This is a genomic window from Haladaptatus caseinilyticus (assembly GCF_026248685.1).
GTDB classification, from domain to species: domain Archaea; phylum Halobacteriota; class Halobacteria; order Halobacteriales; family Haladaptataceae; genus Haladaptatus; species Haladaptatus caseinilyticus.
Genome location: NZ_CP111042.1, coordinates 306,377 through 325,226 on the forward strand (window position 1 = coordinate 306,377; position 18,850 = coordinate 325,226).

An 18,850-nucleotide genomic window follows, 5' to 3' on the forward strand; every position below is an offset into this window, starting at 1 on the left:
TATGTGTATCTGGTGGTAGCTTACTTCTTGCGCTTTGCTGTCCAGTTCCCCATGCGAGGGAGCCACTCTGTTGGCCAATACTGCTGGATTTTGGGACTACTCTTTGGCGGCACATTCCATTCGTCTGCAGTAAGGAACGTCTGGGTCAACTTCTCCATGACCGGGAGGACGGGGAGTGTCTGATTGGTGATCCATGCCAATTCCTGGATTTGATTCAGTGCCTTGTCTCTGCTACTACTCGAGAGGTCTGTTACAAGCTGTGTGGGCGTCACTTCTTGTGGCTTCCCGCTTGGGTTCGAGAGTGGTGGTACCTGGAATGTCTTCGGCACCTTCCAGTAGTCTTGTGCGTCAGTGCTACTGTAGAGGAAATCATAGTGGAAAAACGGATAACTGTAGTCGTAATTGGCCCATCCTTGTAGACCGATCGTGAATTCACTGTTCGTGTAGACTTTCCCCCAGTAGGTGGAGTTGTCTTTCGCCTGTAATTTTGATTTGATACCGAATGAGGAAAGGTTACTCGTGATCGTCTTCGCACCTGCAACCCAGTCAGTGAATCCAGATGGGGCTGAAATATCGAGTTGGAGTCTGTTTCCGCTACTGTCTTGCCAGCTTCCACCTTGTTTGCTATACCCGGCGGATTTCAGCAACTTCGTGGCCTTCTCCGTGCTTGTCTCGTATTTATTGAATTTACCAGTGATGCCTTTCAGCCACTTCTTTTTGATTGTTCCACTGAACTGTCCAGTTAGTCCACTCGGATATTCGACGCCGATTTTCGAGTCCGTTCCAGCGCCGGAGTTCTTCGCAACCGCATCTCGATCGATAACATGGGCAATCGCCTGTCGCACCTCCTGTTTCTGTAGATGTTTGTTGTTGAAATTAAAGACAAGACCCATTCCCCAGTGTCGGGGAATGAGACCAACCCGTGTATGTTCGGGAAGCTGGTTGAGTTTGTTCGAAGGCATGAATAGTGTCGCAGAACCATCCGTACGATCGTTGATCAGCGCATTCCAGCGCTTTTCGTTCGACGGCATATAGAGGTATTCTGCCTTCGGGAAGTTGATCATCTTTGCATCTGGATGATCCTCGTATTTCGTCAACAACGTGCGTTGGCTATCCGCATTCTCAAACTTGAACGGACCATTGCCGATGGGCTTTGCAATCGACTTATTTTGGAGTTCCGAAATCACCTTACTCTGTTCGTCGTCACTGCCGGCGTTATCGGCGCGTTTAACGTATTTCCCATAGACGCTCTCTTTTGCGATAAGTCGTTTTGGCTGCAAGAACGAGAGAACGATCTGTTTGTTGACTTTTTGATTCAGCGAAATCGTAGCGGATTTGTCGTCCTTTTTCTTCACGTCATTCGCAATGGTATCGACATAATCCCCTAACGACCCGCCAGTATACATATCGAGTTTCAGCTGGTTCACCACATCTTTTGCAGTCACTTTTGTCCCATCGTGCCAGGTGAGACTATCGCGAATTGTTAGTGTGACCGATTGGTTATCGAACGACCAGTCCGAAATTGCATATGGATAAAATTTCTGTTCCGAGATATTATATCGCATGAAGCGATCAAAGAGCATACGTCGTGGCTCGGCAAAGTTTTTTGAGTTCCAAGGGTTGTACTGAGAATCACTCGGAACTGCCCATTGAGCGACAGTAAGTGCCTCATCCACAGGCTTGCCTTCTTGCTTTACTGGCCCGTCTGCCATCGTCGTTGCCGTTGTCTCGGACCCACCGCTTCCTCCGGATTTTTCTGCTGCTCGTTGTCCACCACAGCCTGCCAGTGACCCTGCTATCCCGGTTGCTCCAAGTATTTTTACAAGTCCACGACGGCTCAATTCATTGGTACAATTTATATTATTATTATTTTTTACCATTGTCTACCTACCCATGCTGAATATAGGCAAATAAAAATTCCGGTGAAATTCTATCTCATGGTTTTGAACACGCAAATCTAAATTAATAAAATAATATGAATTTACTTGCAATAATATCTCCAAACTTAGTTCTGGGCGGTCTATCTCCGATAAATCGTTGTAGATTTTATCGGGAGGTGTTGGTTCGTGCGGCAGCGAGTGTGTTGTCACCGCTTGGGTGGCGTACGTCGGATATTGAGCAGAAGTTAGGGCAGTATACCGAGTCGAGTTTGGCGTCATTCCGGTGAAGATGGCGTGATCACGACGCCTATTCTTTTGATTATGCTCAGCAAAAGGTGACTATGGATGAAGAGTTGGAAGTGGTGAAAGGATATCCGTCAGATGAAGCACGGGGGGTTGTTCGGCTTCATCAAAATACTCTAGATCGGTTGGAAATTGAACCAGAAGATATTGTACTAATTCACGGCAGGCGTCCAACCCCTGTTCATGCTCAACGCCTTGACTTTGTTGACCCAGAATGAACAGCACAGATGGATGCATTCACGAGGCAGAACGCAGCAGTCACGCTGGGAGAGTCCGTTTCAGTACAACGAGCCGACCTTCCTCCTGCCCAAACCGTCGTCTTGTCCCCACTGGCAGAATAGGCCCAAGACCTCGATATCAGGAGTGAGTCTACAAACCGAACCATCATCTTCGAAATTCCTGACCACTTTACCCCTCCTATCGAAGAAGAGGCGTCGTTGGTGTCCAAATCAGAGGTTCTGGATGTAGTTCGCCAACGAATTATCGGTCGGCCAGTTGCACCAGGGGATATCGTTCCTGTCCAATCGGGTAGGATGGGATTAACGACTTTGCTTCTCACCGTCGAGAAGACGGATCGTGATGGACCTATCCGGATTACATCCGAGACAAAGGTGAACATCGAAGCCTCGAAGTGACATATTTAGCCGAGTATTCTAACGCTCGATACAGCCGTTCGGGCGTGGCTAGATCATAGCTGCCGTGCTGCATATCGCCTCTATATTTGATATCTCGACCTGACAGACGGCAGGAAAAGATCAGGTCCTACTGCACCGGATTCTTCGATGTCGATGTGATCGTGAACGACCGGGCGAAGGGCCTGGAGAATAATCTCTGCAGCAAGGGGCGAGATATCCACGTTACGGGCCATCAGTCGATGGGTCACCTCACCGCGCTCACGTGCCACTGTATATGTGAGTGCTGTTGCGAGACCGTCAATGCCGTGGCGAGCGATGTATGTCTCGATATCGTCATTAGTCGATTGGCGGCTCACGGCGTCAACCAGCATCGGAGTAATCGTATACTCGCGTGTTCCGTCACCAGTCGAGACGGTGAGGTTGATTGGGTGAGCAACGTATGTTCGAGGTTGCTCGTCACCCGTTGCTTCGATAACGCCCGCATCGGCCAGCCGCTTCACGTATGTGTAGGCGGTTCCTTGCGGGAGGTCAAGTGCGTCCATGAGTTCTTGGACGGTTGCTGGACCCTGCCGAGAGAGATATGCGTATAGTTGGGCTAATCGTGGCTCTTCAAGAAGGTCTGCGATCGAGAGGAAATCTCGAATGACATCGCCATTGGCGTAGGATGCAGTGTGTGACATTGGTATTGCTACTGTTTACAGCTTACAGATAATCGGTAAAGAGCGTTTGGGTTGGTGGAGTCGTCGATCAGAAACATCTTCCGGGATCAGCTACCGAAGGCATATGGGCGAGATGTACTCAGTCTGTAGCACGCGTTGCTGCACGAGACGCTCAAACTATGCGTTGATTTGATCACGTTTTCCGACCACAGACGCGGTGGCCGGTACCAGCTCTCTCCCTCCCGCTGGCTTTGAGCCGATAGCCGCCGATACAACTGCCGTACTCACAAGTAGCCGTACGGCGTCAGTCCCGAACTGTGTCAATTTGAGACGTCCACGACCGCGGTTGTGTGGGGTTCCGTGTTAGATTTGTGTCCCTCTCGGGCGTGATTTCGTCCCGACCACGCTACTCTCCGGCACCCCCGTCTGTGGTCGGGTTATCGTCCGCGTCCGTGTTCTTGTTCTCCTTCGAGACTTCACCGGGAAGCTCGACATCAGCTTTCAGGACAAGACGCGTCTCTTAGTAGCTTAGTCCGTCTTTGGACCGTTGGCCTTTGATCTTCCCGAGCCGTCCATTCGAGAGTTCATGCATTGCGTCTATTGTCTGTGTTGATCTATACTCATGAAGCCACAATCGGCTTATTGTGCGACCCGAAGGTTTAGAACATGCCCCGGTTTCAGACCGTCCTGTTCGATATGGATGGCGTCCTCGTTGATTCGGAATCGTTTTGGCAGCAGTTCTGGCGTGACCAGGTTTTTGCACATGCAGAAATTGGTGACCCAGGTCTGGAGGACGTGAATGGCCGCAATTTCCGTGAGAGTCTCGAAGATCTTGCAGCGACGTATGGTCTTCCGGGTGAACCCGAGCGGTATGCACGACAGTTCGAAGAGGCTGCAGAGACGGTGTATGGCGAGCAAGTATCGATTACACCTGGAATATCGGACTTTTTTGAGAGACTTCGTGATCAAGGAATCGACGTTGGAATTGTATCCTCAGCGGATTGGATTGAAAGGGTCATTAAGCGGTTTGACTTGGCACCAATCGACGTGATGGTGAGTGCAGAACATATCGATCTACCAGGCAAGCCAGAACCCTTTATTTATGAACATGCAGCCGCTGAACTTGGTGTGAAACCTTCTGCCTGCCTCGTTATCGAAGACTCTGTCAACGGTGTCCGAGCAGCAGCCCGAGCAGGCTGCACTGTGATCCGGTTTTGTCAGGGGACGACTGTGCAAGCGACCGATACACTGATTTTGTCGCCAACTCTCCAGACGATCTTCAGCAAACGATCCTCGAATTACTTTCTTAGAACCGTTTCAGCATAAATCGCCAGCAATGATCACAAGTCTGCGCACTGGATCCGAAGCAGACTGTGATGACCTCCGAATTGAAATTCTATTGATCAAATAACTAGTAACGTCCGAGACTAATCGCCAGACAGCTCCGACTATTCAACTAAGATAATAGTTTCGATATATGTAATTAGACTATCGTAGGATATTCAAAATTAGTAGTTTTAATTATATGGGATAAATTTGAACTCAGTTTGTTTTAGTTCACTATCCCTCGATACCTGCCGCTATTGGCGATTTCACGCTCTGATTCGCGGCTCAACACAGAACTGTGGACGGCCAATACATTCATATTACCATCGTACTTGAACTCATCGAACTCATGAGCGCATCCTCCAAGCCGGCTGACTCCGTTGGTGGCGCTACCTCGTCCTCCCAAGACACCGCGTCGTCTCAACCCCTGTCGAAGGATACGATTTTTCATATCTTGCAGGTACAGCGCCGTCGATTAACCTTGCAGTACCTCCATGGGCGAACAGACGCCGTTTCGTTACGCAATCTTGCCGAGCAGGTAGCAGCCTGGGAGAACGAGATGTCGGTCATGGAACTAACTTCGAAAGAACGCCAACGCGCCTACATTTCACTGTATCAAACTCACCTTCCGACACTCGATACGGAGGGTATTATCGAGTACGACAAAGATCGCGGAACAATCAGACGAACGTCCCGTGCTGACCAATTTGACCCATATTTGTTTGATACCGCTCCACAGGACTCATCCGATTCGTCCACGGACAGTGCGTTGAATCGTCGATGGAGACGGTATTATCTCGGCGGGACGCTTTTCAGCACGAGTCTGTTGGGTGCTAAATTGCTTCAGCTTCCACTTGTGTCACAAGTGGCGTCTCAACTCATTGTCCCAATTGTTTTGTCTGTCTTCTCCATCCTTACGGCGGGCCACTACTATACTCGGTCTGTACTTCCAGAGACCAATCCTATTGAGAGCGTTACTCAGTTATTCTCACGCCAGGGATGAAGTAAATAATAGGATATAAATGGTTTCTCTGGTACAGCAGAGTTGTCGTGTCTGAAGAGCTGATGATGGTCTTTCGTCGGTCATTCGGTACAACGGTGGGTATACGATTTTCGTTGCGAATTACTTCCTTCCAGTCTTCCTATAGACTGCTGTAACTTTATTGGTGGTGCTATTATTATATGGCGGGAAAGATTGCGCTACGAAACCCACCATGCCCGACTCGATCAACGAAGAAGACCGCGAGATCCAATCGCACTTCGGTCTCGACACCACTGACCTCCTCGATCGAACCGCTACCACACTAACCGAGGGAACTGCCGTCAGTCGTCAACTCGGCGTCGTTGCAGCCTGCCACGCCGTCAGTAGTGCAGACGACCGCGAAGGGCCACTTCATGTCCTTGCCACGATCCCGACTGTTGCACAACCCCACCGCTTTGTGAACACACTTGCTGACCGTCCATCGGAACGATCGATCAGTAAAGCAACCTATAGCACCCTCATCGGGTCGTCAGCAGGTAAGAGCTTCACACCCGGCGCTGTATTCGACACAGGCGACGACATGGGAACAGATACGAGGACGACACACCTGTATCTCGGGAATATCGACGAGTACGACTCAAAAACCGTCCGTGCACTCACGGAATTGATGCAGGTCGGTAGCTACTCCGTCGGGTCGACCCCAGAACCGGTTCGAACCAACGCCGCACTCTTCTGTTACGCGCCACCAAAATACGGCACCTGGGGCGAGTATGAATCGATCAGAGAGCAAATTCCGGGAAAGATAGACCTCCAACATGCCGTGGACGTTGTCGTACCTATGTTCGATACATCTGAACAACGCGACGTAGACCCGATGGCACCCGACGAACTCGAGATGGTTCTCACTACCGGTCAGACCAACTCGGTAACAATCTCAGACGACGTTCGAGCATACGCCGAGAGAGAGGCTTCGGAGATTACGCCGACAGGAGACGACTCCGGCGCAGATGCGTGGCCACAGATTCGCGTCACCCGGACGATACTGAAGCTGGCCGTGTCAATAGCAAAATTCGATGTCAGTGACGTAGTTACGACCGAATTATCCTGAAGAGTATAGACGTGACGAATTTAGCAAGTCGCTTAGTATTGCGTATTTTCACCACCTACCGATCGGATACTTTCGGTACCCTGCTTGCCTCAACCAGCCTGAGTCTATTCGCAACTCTAGTATTCGAAACTGCATTTATTCAATACTGTTCTGAGATTACCAGAATGTCTGACATATATTTATCTACTCATCAACTAATTCCATGGTTGCATGAAGCAGACACGACGAAGCGTTCTTGGCGCAATCGGAGCCGTAGCAACAGTGGGTATCGGTGCAACGCAAGTGCTTGGTGCAGACTCTAATGTTCCACTCCTCCTTGAACCACATCCCGATGAAGAGTACCTCTTCGTCAAAAACACGACCGATTCGCCGTTCAGCCTTGACGGGCACTACGTCGACTTTGAGTACGTTAACGACGGGGAAGATCAACGGTATTCGATTCCCTCCGGCTATACGATCCCTGCCGGTGGCACAATCAAAATCGCAACTGGTGCGGGGGAGGTCCCGGAAGGCGCTATTGATATGGATCAGCCCGGTAATGAGATGAACAACTCCGAAGCCGACGTGTACGCGATCCTCGATGCTGACGAAAACGTCGTTGCTCGTAGTGACCAAGAGAAATACCGGGCGTCGATCGATCCGAACGAGGAAACAACGACTGACGAGACCACCACTGAAGAGGAAGATACCACCGACGACACCTCTGACGAAACCACGACCGAGGAAGAGACGACTGCCGAAGACGACTCGGACGAGTCCACGTCGGAGGAGACAACCGACGACAGCGAGTCGAGCGATAGCTCCTCGAACGACACACAGTCGGATGATGACACTGAATCAGATGAGAGCGAAAGCTCAGGAAGCGATGACTCCGAAAATTCCGATTCGGAGGACTCGTCTACTGAAGACGATTCCCAAGACGACTGCTGAGACAGCCAGTCGATAACCCTATTTTCATGACCAACAGATCACGGCGACGGTTTCTCACATCGGCATTGGCCACCACGAGTCTCGGTATGCTATCTGGGTGTTCGGACATCCTCGGGTCCATCGAAACCAACACACCAGAGACGTCCTCGAAAGCGCCAGACTCGACGACAGCAGTTACAGAAACGATTGCAACGACCGTTGAAACGGTGACTGCCACAACACGGTCACCCACCAGTGAGTCATCAGAGAATACCGCGGCAGAACCATCCTCGAAAAAGACCCAGCAGGACGAAACAACAACATCAGAACCATCTTCGACGTCGAACTCACAAGCAACAGAACAGACGACATCAGCTGAATCGACAACGTCAACGATCACCGCCTATGTTCCCGTTGAGAAACCGACAACAACATCGGAAGATACGATGTCCGTCGAGAGTGCATTAGAGTGGTTGATTGACAGCCTCCAATCAGAAGGTGTCAATGCCTCTAACCCGACTACGTGGCGTGATATTGCGAAAATCACCCATACGACCAAAGAGACAACCCTCCTCGATGGATTGGCTGGAGAAATCGGAACCGTGGCTGGCCATTGGGTCCAATTCACCACCAAAGTCGAGAACCCACCATCCGAACTTCGAGTCACCCTGCAAGACAAGGATGGTGACGATATCGGAGGCTATTCGGTGATGACCAAGGATGCAGACGCCGTGTTGGACGGATTCATGACAACCAATGAGTTCTCTCGCCGAATCGTCTCGACAATTCGATTTTCACCTGGTGTTCCGACGACTATGACGACGCGGGCTCCATCGACCACTATGACCACGACTACCACAGCGACAACACCGCCGGAATCAACAACAACGTCGTCTCAAACGACTTACGAGCCTCCAACGACCACAACAGAGAGCCGATACACGACAACACGCCAGACATCCTCATCTAGAACCACTACGACGACAGAAACGAGCAAATCGACAACGACTGCAACGGCCAGGGAAGCACACACGACCAAGTCATCCAGATAGTCAATACCAGTCGATAAACTACTCAGTACGACTCTACTTGAGGAGCTTCTTCACCGTTGACCGCACCTTCGACTTTGCTTTGCGTTTTGCATATTGTTTTGGGTTCTTGGCCTTCCGTGCGGTTCCAGACGCTTTCGAGACGCCTGTTTTCTTTCGAACCTTCCGTTTTACTTTCCCTGTCGTCTTTCGTTTGGCGTATTTTTTCGGGTCTTTGGCTGCTCTTACAATTTTCTCAGCTTTCGATTTCTTACGACGGGTGCGAAATGGACCGATTTTCATCCCTATTCTAATTGTTTTCACACTCGATAAAGATTACTCTCGTCACATTACGAAGAGAATCGACGTGTATGCGTGTATCATTCAAGCTATTTCTTACTACTGTACGGTGATGATGAGAAATGTGTTTCCCAGGCTCAGAGTCGTCTGTCCCCGACTATTTTACCACTGTTTTTTGTAGTATTATACCGTCTGGGGCTTGTATGGCTGATTTGATTGTGAAATCCGCAGTGAAAGAACAGCTCGAAGGTCAAAATGTGGCGAGTGACTTCTACGATGCACTTGATGAAGAAGTCGCAACAGTCCTCGACAACGCTTCCCGACGAGCCGAAGAAAACGACCGCAAAACCGTCCAAGCGCGCGATCTATAGCTGCTCACCGACTCCTATTTTTGATGACCGGATGATCAATCTCTTCTCTCCGAACGTTGGCTATGCGAAACGCTTAGTCATATACGAATATTTCGTATATTCGTGAATTCCGTATGAGCGTCACAGACGATACTCCCATCTCACGAAAACGCCTCCAAACCGTGTTTGAACAACTGGCAAACGACCGAAAACTCGACATCCTCAGCTACGCGGCCGACCACGAGCAGTTCACCGTAACGGCCCTCAAAGACGACCTCGGAATTCCACATACGACAGCACACGACTATTGCCGTGAATTGCACCAAGCAGGTCTTCTGCATCGCGAGCAAATGAAGCCTGCAACCTACAGCGCAGTTGATTTCGACATTCAACTGTCACTCGATGCCATTGCGACAGCTGTCGAGACCGAGTCCGAAACAATCGACTACATGCTTGCGACGTATGGTGAAGGTATCATCGACGAACTCCTCGATATCTGGGGGCGTGTCGAAGCAGGTGAACTCACGTACCGCGAGGCGAGTGGTACGCTTGACATGCAGCATGCTGACTTCCTTCGGCTGGCGGCTGAACTCGAGTTGTTCAACCGATGAGTGTCGTTGTACTGGATGCAAACGCAGTTATCATGCATGGTCGAGCGTTTCCGGATCGCGTTCGTACCGCCGTTGAAAAAGGGTCTACTCTCATCCTCCCGCGGTCGGTCAAGCAAGAACTCGTTGACGATGGCCTTGCGAATGACGATGCACCAGTCAATCATCGTGCCTCAGCACGGGCAATCCAAGACCTCGTCGACGAAGGGTTCCTCGTGCTTCGGACACCGGATTTCGAAACGTACAGCGGTATCATTGATGAAGCGCGTCGACGCATTGCAGATGATACGCTCCCGGAACATACCGTCAAAGCCGATCAATACATTCCAGCCCTTGTCTGTGGTCTCGCTACTGACAATACCGTCCACCTGGTAACCGCCGATACAAAACTGCGTACTATCGTCCAAGACATTGCTGCTCGGAACGGGGTAACAGAGAACGTTATTTTGCGTGATCCGTTGACGGTGCTGTAGTAATCAAGATCTGTTTTCCATCCTCTTGGTCATTCTTTGGGAATCCACCAAATAACTACCCGTGGACTCAATTTCCCACGTTCTAACGCACCCTGTTCATGCAACTCCTTGAGCCGCTGATGCACTGGCCGCCGTTCCATCTCCACCGTATCTGCAACCCACCGAGCAGTCACTGCTGGAAATTCGGACTCACGAATCACGCGAAGAAAATCGCCATCAGTCGTTTGCTCCGCAAATCGTCCCTGCTCATCGCGTTCACTCTTGTCCTCGGTCAGAGCGCGTACTGAGACTATCACGGAATCCCGATATGCCGATGCCGAAAGTACAGATAGAGGCATGCAATTGGGACATTGAGCAGCGGAATGACCATGAGATGATAGAGAATAGTTGGCTTCCACTCGGAGTGCTTCTGGACATATTGGCGGTCAGAATACACGGCAGGGAGAGAAGCGCCGCTGCATAGCTAATGAGGATGATTCCCTCAGCAAGATACGTCGTCAAATACCCTGAAACATTGAGCGGAACAAATCTAGCAATACCCATCGTGAAAACAGTCACAACGAACCAGAGAGCGAATAGAACAGGAATTGCGAGGATCACCAGCCACCATCCTCTCGAATGAAGATATCGCCTAAACAAAGCTCTTGAAAACAGTTCTGTAGTAACCATAGATGTTATATTGCTCTCCGGAGGTAAATCCATTCCTAGAGTGATGAGTAACTACTCGGATCCGCCAGCTGACTCAGAACATCCACGATCTCGAGTACATCCGCTGGGTTTCGTTCTTGAACGAACTCGCCTCCATCTCCTCTCGTGCACTCTCATTTAGCTCTTTTTCTGCACTTGGGTAGTCCCGAAGTTAGTATATAATACAGACACAAGCTGTTCCCAGATCTTGATCGTTCCTGTGATCACTCCCTTTCGTTTACCGAGCTATCGTGCCCTCAAAGTGATCTACTCATGCTTCATCATGACTCGCCTCGATAAGCGTAAAACCGACCGTCCACTCAATAGCCTCCGATGGTGGTTCCTCTGCAAGCCGTGACGTGAGTGACTCAGAAATCACGTACTCTCCAGGTGCCAATCCGTCTGTCCCAGCGCGAATCTCATACGTTCGAGTGATCGTCTCACCCGGTTCGATCCGTGTTCCGATCCCAACTGAATTGACTTCCAATTCCCCATCTCTGAACGATATATGGCCACTCGACGCATACTCACCCCACAATAAAAATGACCGATCGCCACTGTCTGCTTCAGCCCACAAGACACTCAGTGGTGGGGACGGTCCACTCACAATGATTCGTTCCTCGTCACTTCGATTGGTCACACAAAATTCAATCGCACCGGGCGATTCTGGTGTGACTTGCTCATTTTTCAGTTCGGCAGTTATGGTAAGAGCTGACGGCGCGTCGGGCGATCGTCGGTAGAGCACAACGCCGATATGCGTCCATACATCATCGGTTCCAACTTCCCAGGTGAAGAAGTCGGTCTCCTCAATGAGTTCAGCAAGCCCAGTCGGAATGTTGTTTGTCCAGATCTCTCCCTCTTGGAGTATCGTCTGGAGCGTTTCGCGATGCTCTCGATTCTCGAGCGACGGGATATCGACGATCGTTGGATTCGTGAACTCGTCAGAAACAGCCTCATCAGAATAGTAGGCGGACGGTCTGAGATGATACGAGTGTGTCGGCATCACAGTCGTCGTGGTGACCGTAAAATTAGAGATAGTGTAGTCATCGACGGAGTTCATACCTACTCATGACGCTTGCACCGCTCATAGTCATTCGGAACACGATCATTAGCAACGTTACGCTAAGCGAGAGAGATTTCAAAAAGCAGTACTGCTATAGTTTAAGACGACCATTAGAGGATATGAAACAACTGTACCAATTCCTTCTCGTTGCATTCCTTGTCTTCTTCATTATTGCCGGTGTCGGTGCGATCCTACTTCCCCCGGATCCATTCTCGACGCTTCCTGTTAGTATCCTTGCCCTTGTCGTCTGTTGGCCAATTGCATACTGGTTCACGTATCGTCGGAACCCACGTCCCACGTAAGCCAAGCTCGGTCTCAATTGTCTCAGTCGCTCGGTTCCCACCTATTCACTGTATGGTCACAAACGCCATGATAAACCCGAGGATCATCAAGAGCGGCCCACCGACATAGCGAACCATGTTGATCGCTCCTTGTGTCGGAGTCGGATCTGATGCACCTTTCAGCCGATCGCGAGCAATCCGTTCTGGATAGACGATGAAGAGTATGCCAATAAAGATAAAGAGAATCCCAATGAGGCTCATACTGAGCTATTCTTCCTCATAATTTAGTGAGTGACACAGCTACGTATTCTACCGTGTTCAATTAACCCTTTCTCCACCGCAAGTATCATATGACAATACTCAACACACCCAATAGAAAAACTGCGAGCATCGCACTACACCAGTCAGGTCGGCATGTTCTGCGACGCTCGAGCATCGTCAACGAACAAACCGCCATGTCTGACGTTGAGATGATGGATAGAGAGTAGAGCAGAAATCCGCCAAGCACAGTAATGTCCTTCGGAAATTGCTTAGAGATCCGTTTACGTCGTTTCTACGTAGCAGAGACGGTCGTACGGAATATATCCAACAAGATCTTTCTCCTCGTTACGAAGTTGTAAACCATTGTCTCCTTCTCTTATATCGTGACATTCTATTTCCTTGTTATCAGTCGTTATAGCTACTAACTTTCCCATGGATTAAGAGGTGACTCCAGAACTAATGAAGGTTTCCAGCAGGCAGTACTTGCCTACACGTTTGTTCATGTTCAGTTTCAATACCAGCTAGTGGCGAATGTATCTCACAACGCGACGACGAATCCAAATACACCGAGTAACAGAAGTGGGACACCAGCCGTAGATGATCCAGCACCTATCTGTGGAGAGAGTATGAAGTAGACGCCCAGAAGAGTAAATGTGGCCGCAAGCACCAAGTTCCACCGTTGATTCGGGAATAGCGACGTTTCCTCGGACGTGGAATCTGACGTTGACATACTCTTCCACTGTTTAGGATATTCAAAATTGTTTCTGTAAAATAGACTCTAGTTTCCCCACCAAATTGACTTTCGAATATCTATGCAGGACATAGCACCTACTTACACTTCATCCAGGTAGAGCTCTTCTTGCACTCCTAACTAAACTCACTCCGGGAAGTGAATATCAGCAGGCACACGAGTCAGCCCGAGCGTCGTGAAATCCCGATCAAAGGCAAAGATATTGTCGATATCGTACTCACGAGCCAGTACCGCACTCGTGTGATCAACAAACGAAATCTGCTGGTCGTCATAGCGCTCGAACTCATCACACACCGCCGCAAACACACCCTCCTCCACGGGAAGAATAGTGAAACTCTCCGAGCGGCGAATCGTCTGAAGCACATCCACCGCCGTCTTGTGGTTGACCTTCCGAGTGGTGAGGGTAGCTAACTCCGAGAGCACGTACCGACTCGTGAACAACGGCTGGTACGGAATCGCTTCACGGCGAAGCGCATCAAATACAGACTGCGCAATCTCGTGCCGTCCAGCACGGGTGTTAACCCACGCAAAGAACGCCCCTGTATCGATGAACAGCGGCTGTGGTTGTTCACTCATCAGTACCGTAAAGGATATCGTCGATCTCGTCTTCCTCGACTGGCTCACCAGCAGTTGGCTTCAGCGACCAAAATGGATCGTCCGCATCGATTCCGCTCGGTTCCGCTGTATCCTCGTCGATCCACCAAATGACTGCCCCCGCACCAACCTTCCGACGTTCGATCAGTCCCTGCTCATGAAGTTGAACGAGTTTCTGGCGGGCTGCTTCCGACGAGCAATCCAATCGTTCGCTCAGTTCCTTCGCCGTGACGACCGGGTCACTGGCCTCACGCATCGCCCGTAGGACGGCGTCGAGGGTGAGTGTCTGGACGTACCGACCAGTATCTCGATTCCGTTCTCGGCTCATACTTACCTCTAGTATTTCGACCGGTGTAAGCCTATTGGTGCGAAACAAGAGGACAAGCTTTATTACCATTTGGTACGTAGCAATTGGTAAGGAAGAACGGTGCCCTCGGGCGTTTTGAAACGCGCCGGGTGCTAGTACACCCGGCACCGGTCTTCTGTATCCCGTGAAGACCATGTCAACGAAAACGCCTAGTGAACTTGAAGCTGACGAGACGGCACAGAAACGCGCACAGGCCGAACAATTTTCCTTCGACGTCGATGCGCCTGGACTCATCGAAGTCACCAACGAGAGCCACGAGAACCCCGAAGAGCACCAATACACCGTGTCCATCGACGACGTGACCAACGAACTGATGGCCTGTACGTGTCCGCACCACGTCCATCGGAACGCCTTTTGCAAACACATGCCCGCCGTTGAGAATGCGATTGACGACGAGACGCTCGACGCATTCCCCTCGGAGGACGACAACGAGACCGAACCGGACAACGGCGACTTCCCGTGCTGGCCATGCGTACGGGCGGGACAGAAGGAACTACCGAACTAACGATCGCCTCAGTCGTTTTTATCCATGGCACGCCAAGTGACGTTCTCGGATATTACCGACCAGCGGACACTCTCGATGAGGTCTGATAATCCGCTCGGATAGTGACTATTATTCATTTCTGATTCTCTTGCATTTCTTCCCGATAACTTCTCTAGTTCCTACTAGTTGTATACCGACATTCCATCATTCTCGATTATTCAAGAGCATACAAACATATATGAGACTGCGCTACAAACACTGTAGGGAGGTGAAGAGGATGGCTACCCCACCACAAAACGGTGTCACATCATGGACCGAGACGATGAGTGCACGCGAACGCATTCGCTCGGTGGTTGAAACGCTTCGTGAACCTCGGTCGACCAACTGGATAAGCGAGCAAGCCGATGCAGCTTGGAGCACGACGAACCAAGAGCTACAAGACCTTGTTGACCAAGATCGCTTGCAGCGCGTCGAGGTTGGTGACACCACACTTTATCAACCGGATTATACTCGATTACTCTTCGATGAGATCCGCACCCTCATCGAAGAGAACGCTCGCGAGGAACTCCGGAGCGAACTAACAGCGATCACCGAGGAAATTGAGGCGTGGCAGGAAGCGTATGCTATAGAGACGTGGGAGGAACTCGAACAGTCACTCGCGGATAGCGACCTGTCGAGTGCCGAACTCCGCGAACGGCGTGATGTGATCGGATTCTGGCATGAAAACGAGCAAGACCGACAGCTTATCAAGCACGCACTGGAGCTCTATTCGGATGTTGAAACAGCTCGTGAGCAGATGACGGACGCAGTTGATCGAGCGACAAGCTAATCTATTTCTCGGTATCATCAATGATCTTCCTCGCTAATCGTGATCGGTATACCCAACGTACACTCCTCAGGGAAACCCATAACCGCCTTTCAAAACAAGCTGGCTGCGAAGCCATCCGATATCAGCCATCTGGTCGTCGTCCTCGGTACGTAATCGCAGATATTGACACAGCGGTGTTCCTTGGTGAATCCTATGAAGTTGAGAACGCACGGCTGGAACTTCGCTTTTGGTATCCAGTCGGCGTCGACCATGAGTATTATCGAATCAACTGGATAGAACCACCACGCAACCTCATGGTTGGATTTCATCAGGATGCAGATCACCCTGATTTGGGCCCATGCCACATTCAACTCAATTTTGAAGAAACAGCGGTTGATCGATATGAGGCTGCGTTTCTTGATGCACATCCTCTCACTGTCCTTGATAATCGACTTCAGCAACTCCCGACTGCATTAGAATCGATCCACTGGCAGGATGGCCAACCATCACTCCCTGACTGGCCAATGTGAACTACTCGGTTCATTTCGTGTTGCGGAGAGTGGCAAACAGTAACCATATGCCGCCATTCTCAGAATTGCCTTACTAAACGAACGCGATTCCTCCCCGCCGTAAACGGCGGGGTTTCCTCGCTACCGCAAAGATGATTGGTGTTACGATTGGCGGGTCACTCTTTCTCTTGGATGTGTAAATAGCGGGAAGAATGTTACAATCGCTCCATTCTCTTGGAATTCGTCCTGTGTTGTCCGTGTTTTCGATACTGGACGAAACTGACTAACAAGAGAAAGCCCGTTACAACGGCAAAGCCAGTTCCAATATAGGTCGCCCTCACGGCAAAGATTAGTCCAGCGAGAAAGAGGGTCATCAATGCGCAGGATTGAGAGATGCGATACGGTTCTTCGACTAATATCATGTGAAGGTTCCGGCGAAGAGAACGGGACCTACTCATCGTTCAGTAATCTGTAGTCAAACCTAATTATCGTTTGCAATCTGCGCCTCCCTCGCCGTTTCTGTGGTTATGGTATAGCAAGAATGCCGGTTGTCCCCGACAACTGGACTGACAGAGTCATCCAATGAAATGCTTTACTCGATTGGATGGTTTGTACTCGCGCTTTTCGTCTTCAGCACCGCTCCCTTTCTATTCTCATTTCACTATACGAGATCGCTCACATCCACGCTGGTCATCGTCTCAATTGAAATAGGAATCGCATTCGGAACTATTCTAATCTATTTCTTGCATACAAATGATTTCGTTCAATTCTTCTTCGACGTCGATGCCCCTGGACTCATCGAAGTCACCAATGAGAGCCACGACAAGCCCGCTGACCACCAGTACACCGCTGCCATCGACGACGTGACCAACGAACTGATGGCCTGCACGTGCCCACACCACGTCCACCGCAACGCCTTCTGTAAACACATGGCTGCCGTCGAAACCGCGACGGACGACGGAACACTCGAGGCCTTCCCCTCCGAGGACGAAGACGAGACCGAACCAGACAACTGCGATTGCGACGGTCTCGGGGACTTCCCGTGCTGGCCATGCGTGCGGACGGGTCGCAAAGAACTGCCAAACTAACCGCCGCTTCAGCTCTTTTTATCCATGACACACCAATTGAGGTTCTCGGAGATCACCGACCAGCGAACGCTCACGGAAAGTGCGAACACAACGACCGACGATACACCGGAGACACCGACAGCCTTGCTCGACCGAGCACAACAGCACGCAATGAACGTCGCCGCCGAGCACTTCCCGAATCTGCCGATCGAAACGATCGACTGGGAAGTCTCACACCGAGTCCAACGGAAGGCAGGCGTCACGAAGTACGATCACTCCTGGAGGGTCGGTTGTGTTTCGAGCGGTGGAAGCGCATTAATTGCGCCTGAAAAATTCAGAGACTATGGTTGGTACTTAGCGAAGTAGGCTCCGAACAAACGATTCATATTGATTTGGAACTCGGTGCTTGAGTTGACACTGGTCGGTTTCACCATCGATATTGACCAAATACGTTCGTCCTCGTGTACCTCCATACGCTCCTTGGAAGTCGTAGACGAATCCATAGAGATTCCGTTCCTTGGACACAGCATCACTGTCGGCAAGGAACTGAATCTGTCGATGAACATTGTATTCGACGAGTTGATTAATAACTTCGAGATCCGTCGTATCGGTGTCAACACGGTCGGATTTGAGCCCATCATCGACGATGTCTACGAGTACTTCCAGTTCTTGGCTGATCCCAGGTGATTCATCGAGCTGTTTTCCAATTGCAATTTCATAGGCCGCAGTAATCGCACCGCAGTCAGTGTGTCCGATAACAACTCCGTTCTCGGAATCCGCTTTTTCGAGTCCATAGAGAAAATCACCGTCGACAACTCGTTCACCATCTACTAGACTGATAACCTTATTCCCGATATTACTCGGCTTAAACAAAAACCCTGCTTCAAGTGCTCCAAGAAACATACCCTCTTGGGATACTCGCGAATCAGAACAACAGACAGAGGTTACAGAGGGCGCTTGATTGTTTTGCACATCGCTGAAATAGTCGCCCGGTAATGCGTCTGTCCACAGTTGGTTTCGCTGGAGCAGACCAGTAAGACCGTTGCTAAAAGAGCGTTTATTTAGAGAACTGTGAGAAGCAGTGTTCGTACTGGCTCGTTGTGTTGTTTTAGCTTCTGCTACCCCAAAGGTTTCCCATCCTCCCAGCATCGTGAGACCCATTGCCCCCGATCGGACGAATCTCCGTCGTGTGGTCTCGTTTTCATCTATTTCTCGGGCTCGTTTCAGGTTAGCGTCTGTCTCTGATTTCTCGCACATTGATTGCGCTTTTGTAGACCACATGCTAATACTTAAAATATATTTTTCTATTTTTTATTAAAGTAGAATATTTTGTCCACAATTGAATGATTTTGATGCCATAACGAGACGGCATAGACCACGCACAATGGGAACAATTTGCCTTCGACATTGATGCCCC

25 protein-coding genes are annotated in these 18,850 nt (G+C 50.2%); 16 read left to right on the top strand and 9 right to left on the bottom strand.

Translation table 11 applies throughout. The features are described from left to right. Window positions 1-20: 20 nt before the first annotated feature. Window positions 21-1,880, bottom strand: a complete 1,860-nt coding sequence (locus tag OOF89_RS24095; protein ID WP_266083038.1) for an ABC transporter substrate-binding protein — start codon at window positions 1,878-1,880, stop codon at window positions 21-23. 341 nt (window positions 1,881-2,221) lie between these two features. Between OOF89_RS24095 and OOF89_RS24100 the strand changes: the two genes are divergently transcribed. Then, entirely contained in the window at window positions 2,222-2,401 is a 180-nt protein-coding gene (locus OOF89_RS24100; protein WP_266083041.1) for a hypothetical protein, read from the top strand. 222 nt (window positions 2,402-2,623) lie between these two features. Then, window positions 2,624-2,818 carry a hypothetical protein gene (locus tag OOF89_RS24715; RefSeq protein ID WP_407661686.1) on the top strand — a complete coding sequence of 65 codons (195 nt, stop codon included), beginning with the start codon at window positions 2,624-2,626 and terminating at the stop codon, window positions 2,816-2,818. A gap of 80 nt (window positions 2,819-2,898) precedes the next feature. Here the strand turns inward: OOF89_RS24715 and OOF89_RS24105 are convergent, their stop codons facing one another. Beyond that, window positions 2,899-3,498 carry a DUF7437 domain-containing protein gene (locus OOF89_RS24105; RefSeq protein WP_266083043.1) on the bottom strand — a complete coding sequence of 200 codons (600 nt, stop codon included), beginning with the start codon at window positions 3,496-3,498 and terminating at the stop codon, window positions 2,899-2,901. A gap of 645 nt (window positions 3,499-4,143) precedes the next feature. On the opposite strand from OOF89_RS24105, the gene OOF89_RS24110 reads away from it, so the two are divergent. The 5 genes from OOF89_RS24110 to OOF89_RS24125 all read left to right on the top strand — a co-directional run bounded on the left by OOF89_RS24110 (window position 4,144) and on the right by OOF89_RS24125 (window position 8,854). Next, a complete protein-coding gene (locus tag OOF89_RS24110; protein ID WP_266083045.1) occupies window positions 4,144-4,803 on the top strand; it encodes an HAD family hydrolase in 660 nt (219 codons plus the stop codon). 349 nt (window positions 4,804-5,152) lie between these two features. After that, window positions 5,153-5,806: a DUF7344 domain-containing protein gene (locus OOF89_RS24855; protein ID WP_456071302.1), complete on the top strand. Its 654-nt coding sequence runs from the start codon at window positions 5,153-5,155 to the stop codon at window positions 5,804-5,806. Window positions 5,807-6,017: 211 nt separating this feature from the next. Next, complete coding sequence (locus tag OOF89_RS24115; RefSeq protein WP_266083047.1) at window positions 6,018-6,893, top strand: hypothetical protein; 876 nt, start codon at window positions 6,018-6,020, stop codon at window positions 6,891-6,893. Between the two features lie 210 nt (window positions 6,894-7,103). After that, window positions 7,104-7,823: a hypothetical protein gene (locus OOF89_RS24120; RefSeq protein WP_266083049.1), complete on the top strand. Its 720-nt coding sequence runs from the start codon at window positions 7,104-7,106 to the stop codon at window positions 7,821-7,823. A gap of 26 nt (window positions 7,824-7,849) precedes the next feature. Beyond that, on the top strand, window positions 7,850-8,854 hold the full coding sequence (locus tag OOF89_RS24125) for a hypothetical protein (protein WP_266083050.1): 1,005 nt from the start codon (window positions 7,850-7,852) through the stop codon (window positions 8,852-8,854). A 33-nt stretch (window positions 8,855-8,887) separates the two neighbouring features. On the opposite strand, the gene OOF89_RS24130 is transcribed toward OOF89_RS24125, so the two are convergent. Next, a complete protein-coding gene (locus tag OOF89_RS24130) occupies window positions 8,888-9,133 on the bottom strand; it encodes a hypothetical protein (RefSeq protein ID WP_266083052.1) in 246 nt (81 codons plus the stop codon). A gap of 200 nt (window positions 9,134-9,333) precedes the next feature. On the opposite strand from OOF89_RS24130, the gene OOF89_RS24135 reads away from it, so the two are divergent. The 4 genes from OOF89_RS24135 to OOF89_RS24150 all read left to right on the top strand — a co-directional run bounded on the left by OOF89_RS24135 (window position 9,334) and on the right by OOF89_RS24150 (window position 10,848). Beyond that, window positions 9,334-9,501 carry a DUF1931 domain-containing protein gene (locus tag OOF89_RS24135; RefSeq protein ID WP_266083054.1) on the top strand — a complete coding sequence of 56 codons (168 nt, stop codon included), beginning with the start codon at window positions 9,334-9,336 and terminating at the stop codon, window positions 9,499-9,501. A 113-nt stretch (window positions 9,502-9,614) separates the two neighbouring features. Further along, the gene (locus OOF89_RS24140) at window positions 9,615-10,091 is read left to right on the top strand and encodes a helix-turn-helix domain-containing protein (protein WP_266083056.1); all 477 of its coding nucleotides are present in this window, start codon (window positions 9,615-9,617) and stop codon (window positions 10,089-10,091) included. Beyond that, entirely contained in the window at window positions 10,088-10,561 is a 474-nt protein-coding gene (locus OOF89_RS24145) for a hypothetical protein (protein WP_266083058.1), read from the top strand. Before OOF89_RS24140 ends, OOF89_RS24145 begins: the two co-directional genes overlap by 4 nt. A 98-nt stretch (window positions 10,562-10,659) precedes the next feature. Beyond that, a complete protein-coding gene (locus OOF89_RS24150) occupies window positions 10,660-10,848 on the top strand; it encodes a hypothetical protein (RefSeq protein WP_266083060.1) in 189 nt (62 codons plus the stop codon). Between the two features lie 671 nt (window positions 10,849-11,519). Here the strand turns inward: OOF89_RS24150 and OOF89_RS24155 are convergent. From OOF89_RS24155 to OOF89_RS24175, 5 genes are all read right to left on the bottom strand, one after another. After that, window positions 11,520-12,308 carry a hypothetical protein gene (locus OOF89_RS24155; RefSeq protein WP_266083062.1) on the bottom strand — a complete coding sequence of 263 codons (789 nt, stop codon included), beginning with the start codon at window positions 12,306-12,308 and terminating at the stop codon, window positions 11,520-11,522. 350 nt (window positions 12,309-12,658) lie between these two features. After that, window positions 12,659-12,853 carry a hypothetical protein gene (locus OOF89_RS24160; protein ID WP_266083064.1) on the bottom strand — a complete coding sequence of 65 codons (195 nt, stop codon included), beginning with the start codon at window positions 12,851-12,853 and terminating at the stop codon, window positions 12,659-12,661. Between the two features lie 538 nt (window positions 12,854-13,391). Beyond that, window positions 13,392-13,583: a hypothetical protein gene (locus tag OOF89_RS24165; protein WP_266083065.1), complete on the bottom strand. Its 192-nt coding sequence runs from the start codon at window positions 13,581-13,583 to the stop codon at window positions 13,392-13,394. Window positions 13,584-13,730: 147 nt separating this feature from the next. Then, the gene (locus OOF89_RS24170; RefSeq protein WP_266083067.1) at window positions 13,731-14,180 is read right to left on the bottom strand and encodes a type II toxin-antitoxin system VapC family toxin; all 450 of its coding nucleotides are present in this window, start codon (window positions 14,178-14,180) and stop codon (window positions 13,731-13,733) included. Beyond that, entirely contained in the window at window positions 14,173-14,526 is a 354-nt protein-coding gene (locus OOF89_RS24175) for an HTH domain-containing protein (RefSeq protein WP_266083069.1), read from the bottom strand. The genes OOF89_RS24170 and OOF89_RS24175 overlap by 8 nt, the downstream gene beginning before the upstream one ends. A gap of 172 nt (window positions 14,527-14,698) precedes the next feature. Here OOF89_RS24175 and OOF89_RS24180 point away from each other — a divergent pair, with 172 nt between their 5' ends. The 5 genes from OOF89_RS24180 to OOF89_RS24200 all read left to right on the top strand — a co-directional run bounded on the left by OOF89_RS24180 (window position 14,699) and on the right by OOF89_RS24200 (window position 17,799). Further along, a complete protein-coding gene (locus tag OOF89_RS24180; RefSeq protein WP_266083071.1) occupies window positions 14,699-15,070 on the top strand; it encodes an SWIM zinc finger family protein in 372 nt (123 codons plus the stop codon). Window positions 15,071-15,326: 256 nt separating this feature from the next. Next, a complete protein-coding gene (locus OOF89_RS24185) occupies window positions 15,327-15,878 on the top strand; it encodes a DUF7342 family protein (RefSeq protein WP_266083073.1) in 552 nt (183 codons plus the stop codon). A 20-nt stretch (window positions 15,879-15,898) separates the two neighbouring features. Continuing rightward, entirely contained in the window at window positions 15,899-16,387 is a 489-nt protein-coding gene (locus OOF89_RS24190) for a hypothetical protein (RefSeq protein WP_266083075.1), read from the top strand. Between the two features lie 722 nt (window positions 16,388-17,109). Continuing rightward, window positions 17,110-17,454, top strand: a complete 345-nt coding sequence (locus OOF89_RS24195) for an SWIM zinc finger family protein (protein ID WP_266083077.1) — start codon at window positions 17,110-17,112, stop codon at window positions 17,452-17,454. A gap of 24 nt (window positions 17,455-17,478) precedes the next feature. Beyond that, window positions 17,479-17,799 carry a hypothetical protein gene (locus OOF89_RS24200; RefSeq protein WP_266083079.1) on the top strand — a complete coding sequence of 107 codons (321 nt, stop codon included), beginning with the start codon at window positions 17,479-17,481 and terminating at the stop codon, window positions 17,797-17,799. Here the strand turns inward: OOF89_RS24200 and OOF89_RS24205 are convergent. Further along, complete coding sequence (locus tag OOF89_RS24205) at window positions 17,788-18,594, bottom strand: carbonic anhydrase (protein ID WP_266083081.1); 807 nt, start codon at window positions 18,592-18,594, stop codon at window positions 17,788-17,790. The genes OOF89_RS24200 and OOF89_RS24205 overlap by 12 nt on opposite strands. Window positions 18,595-18,850 lie beyond the last annotated feature (256 nt).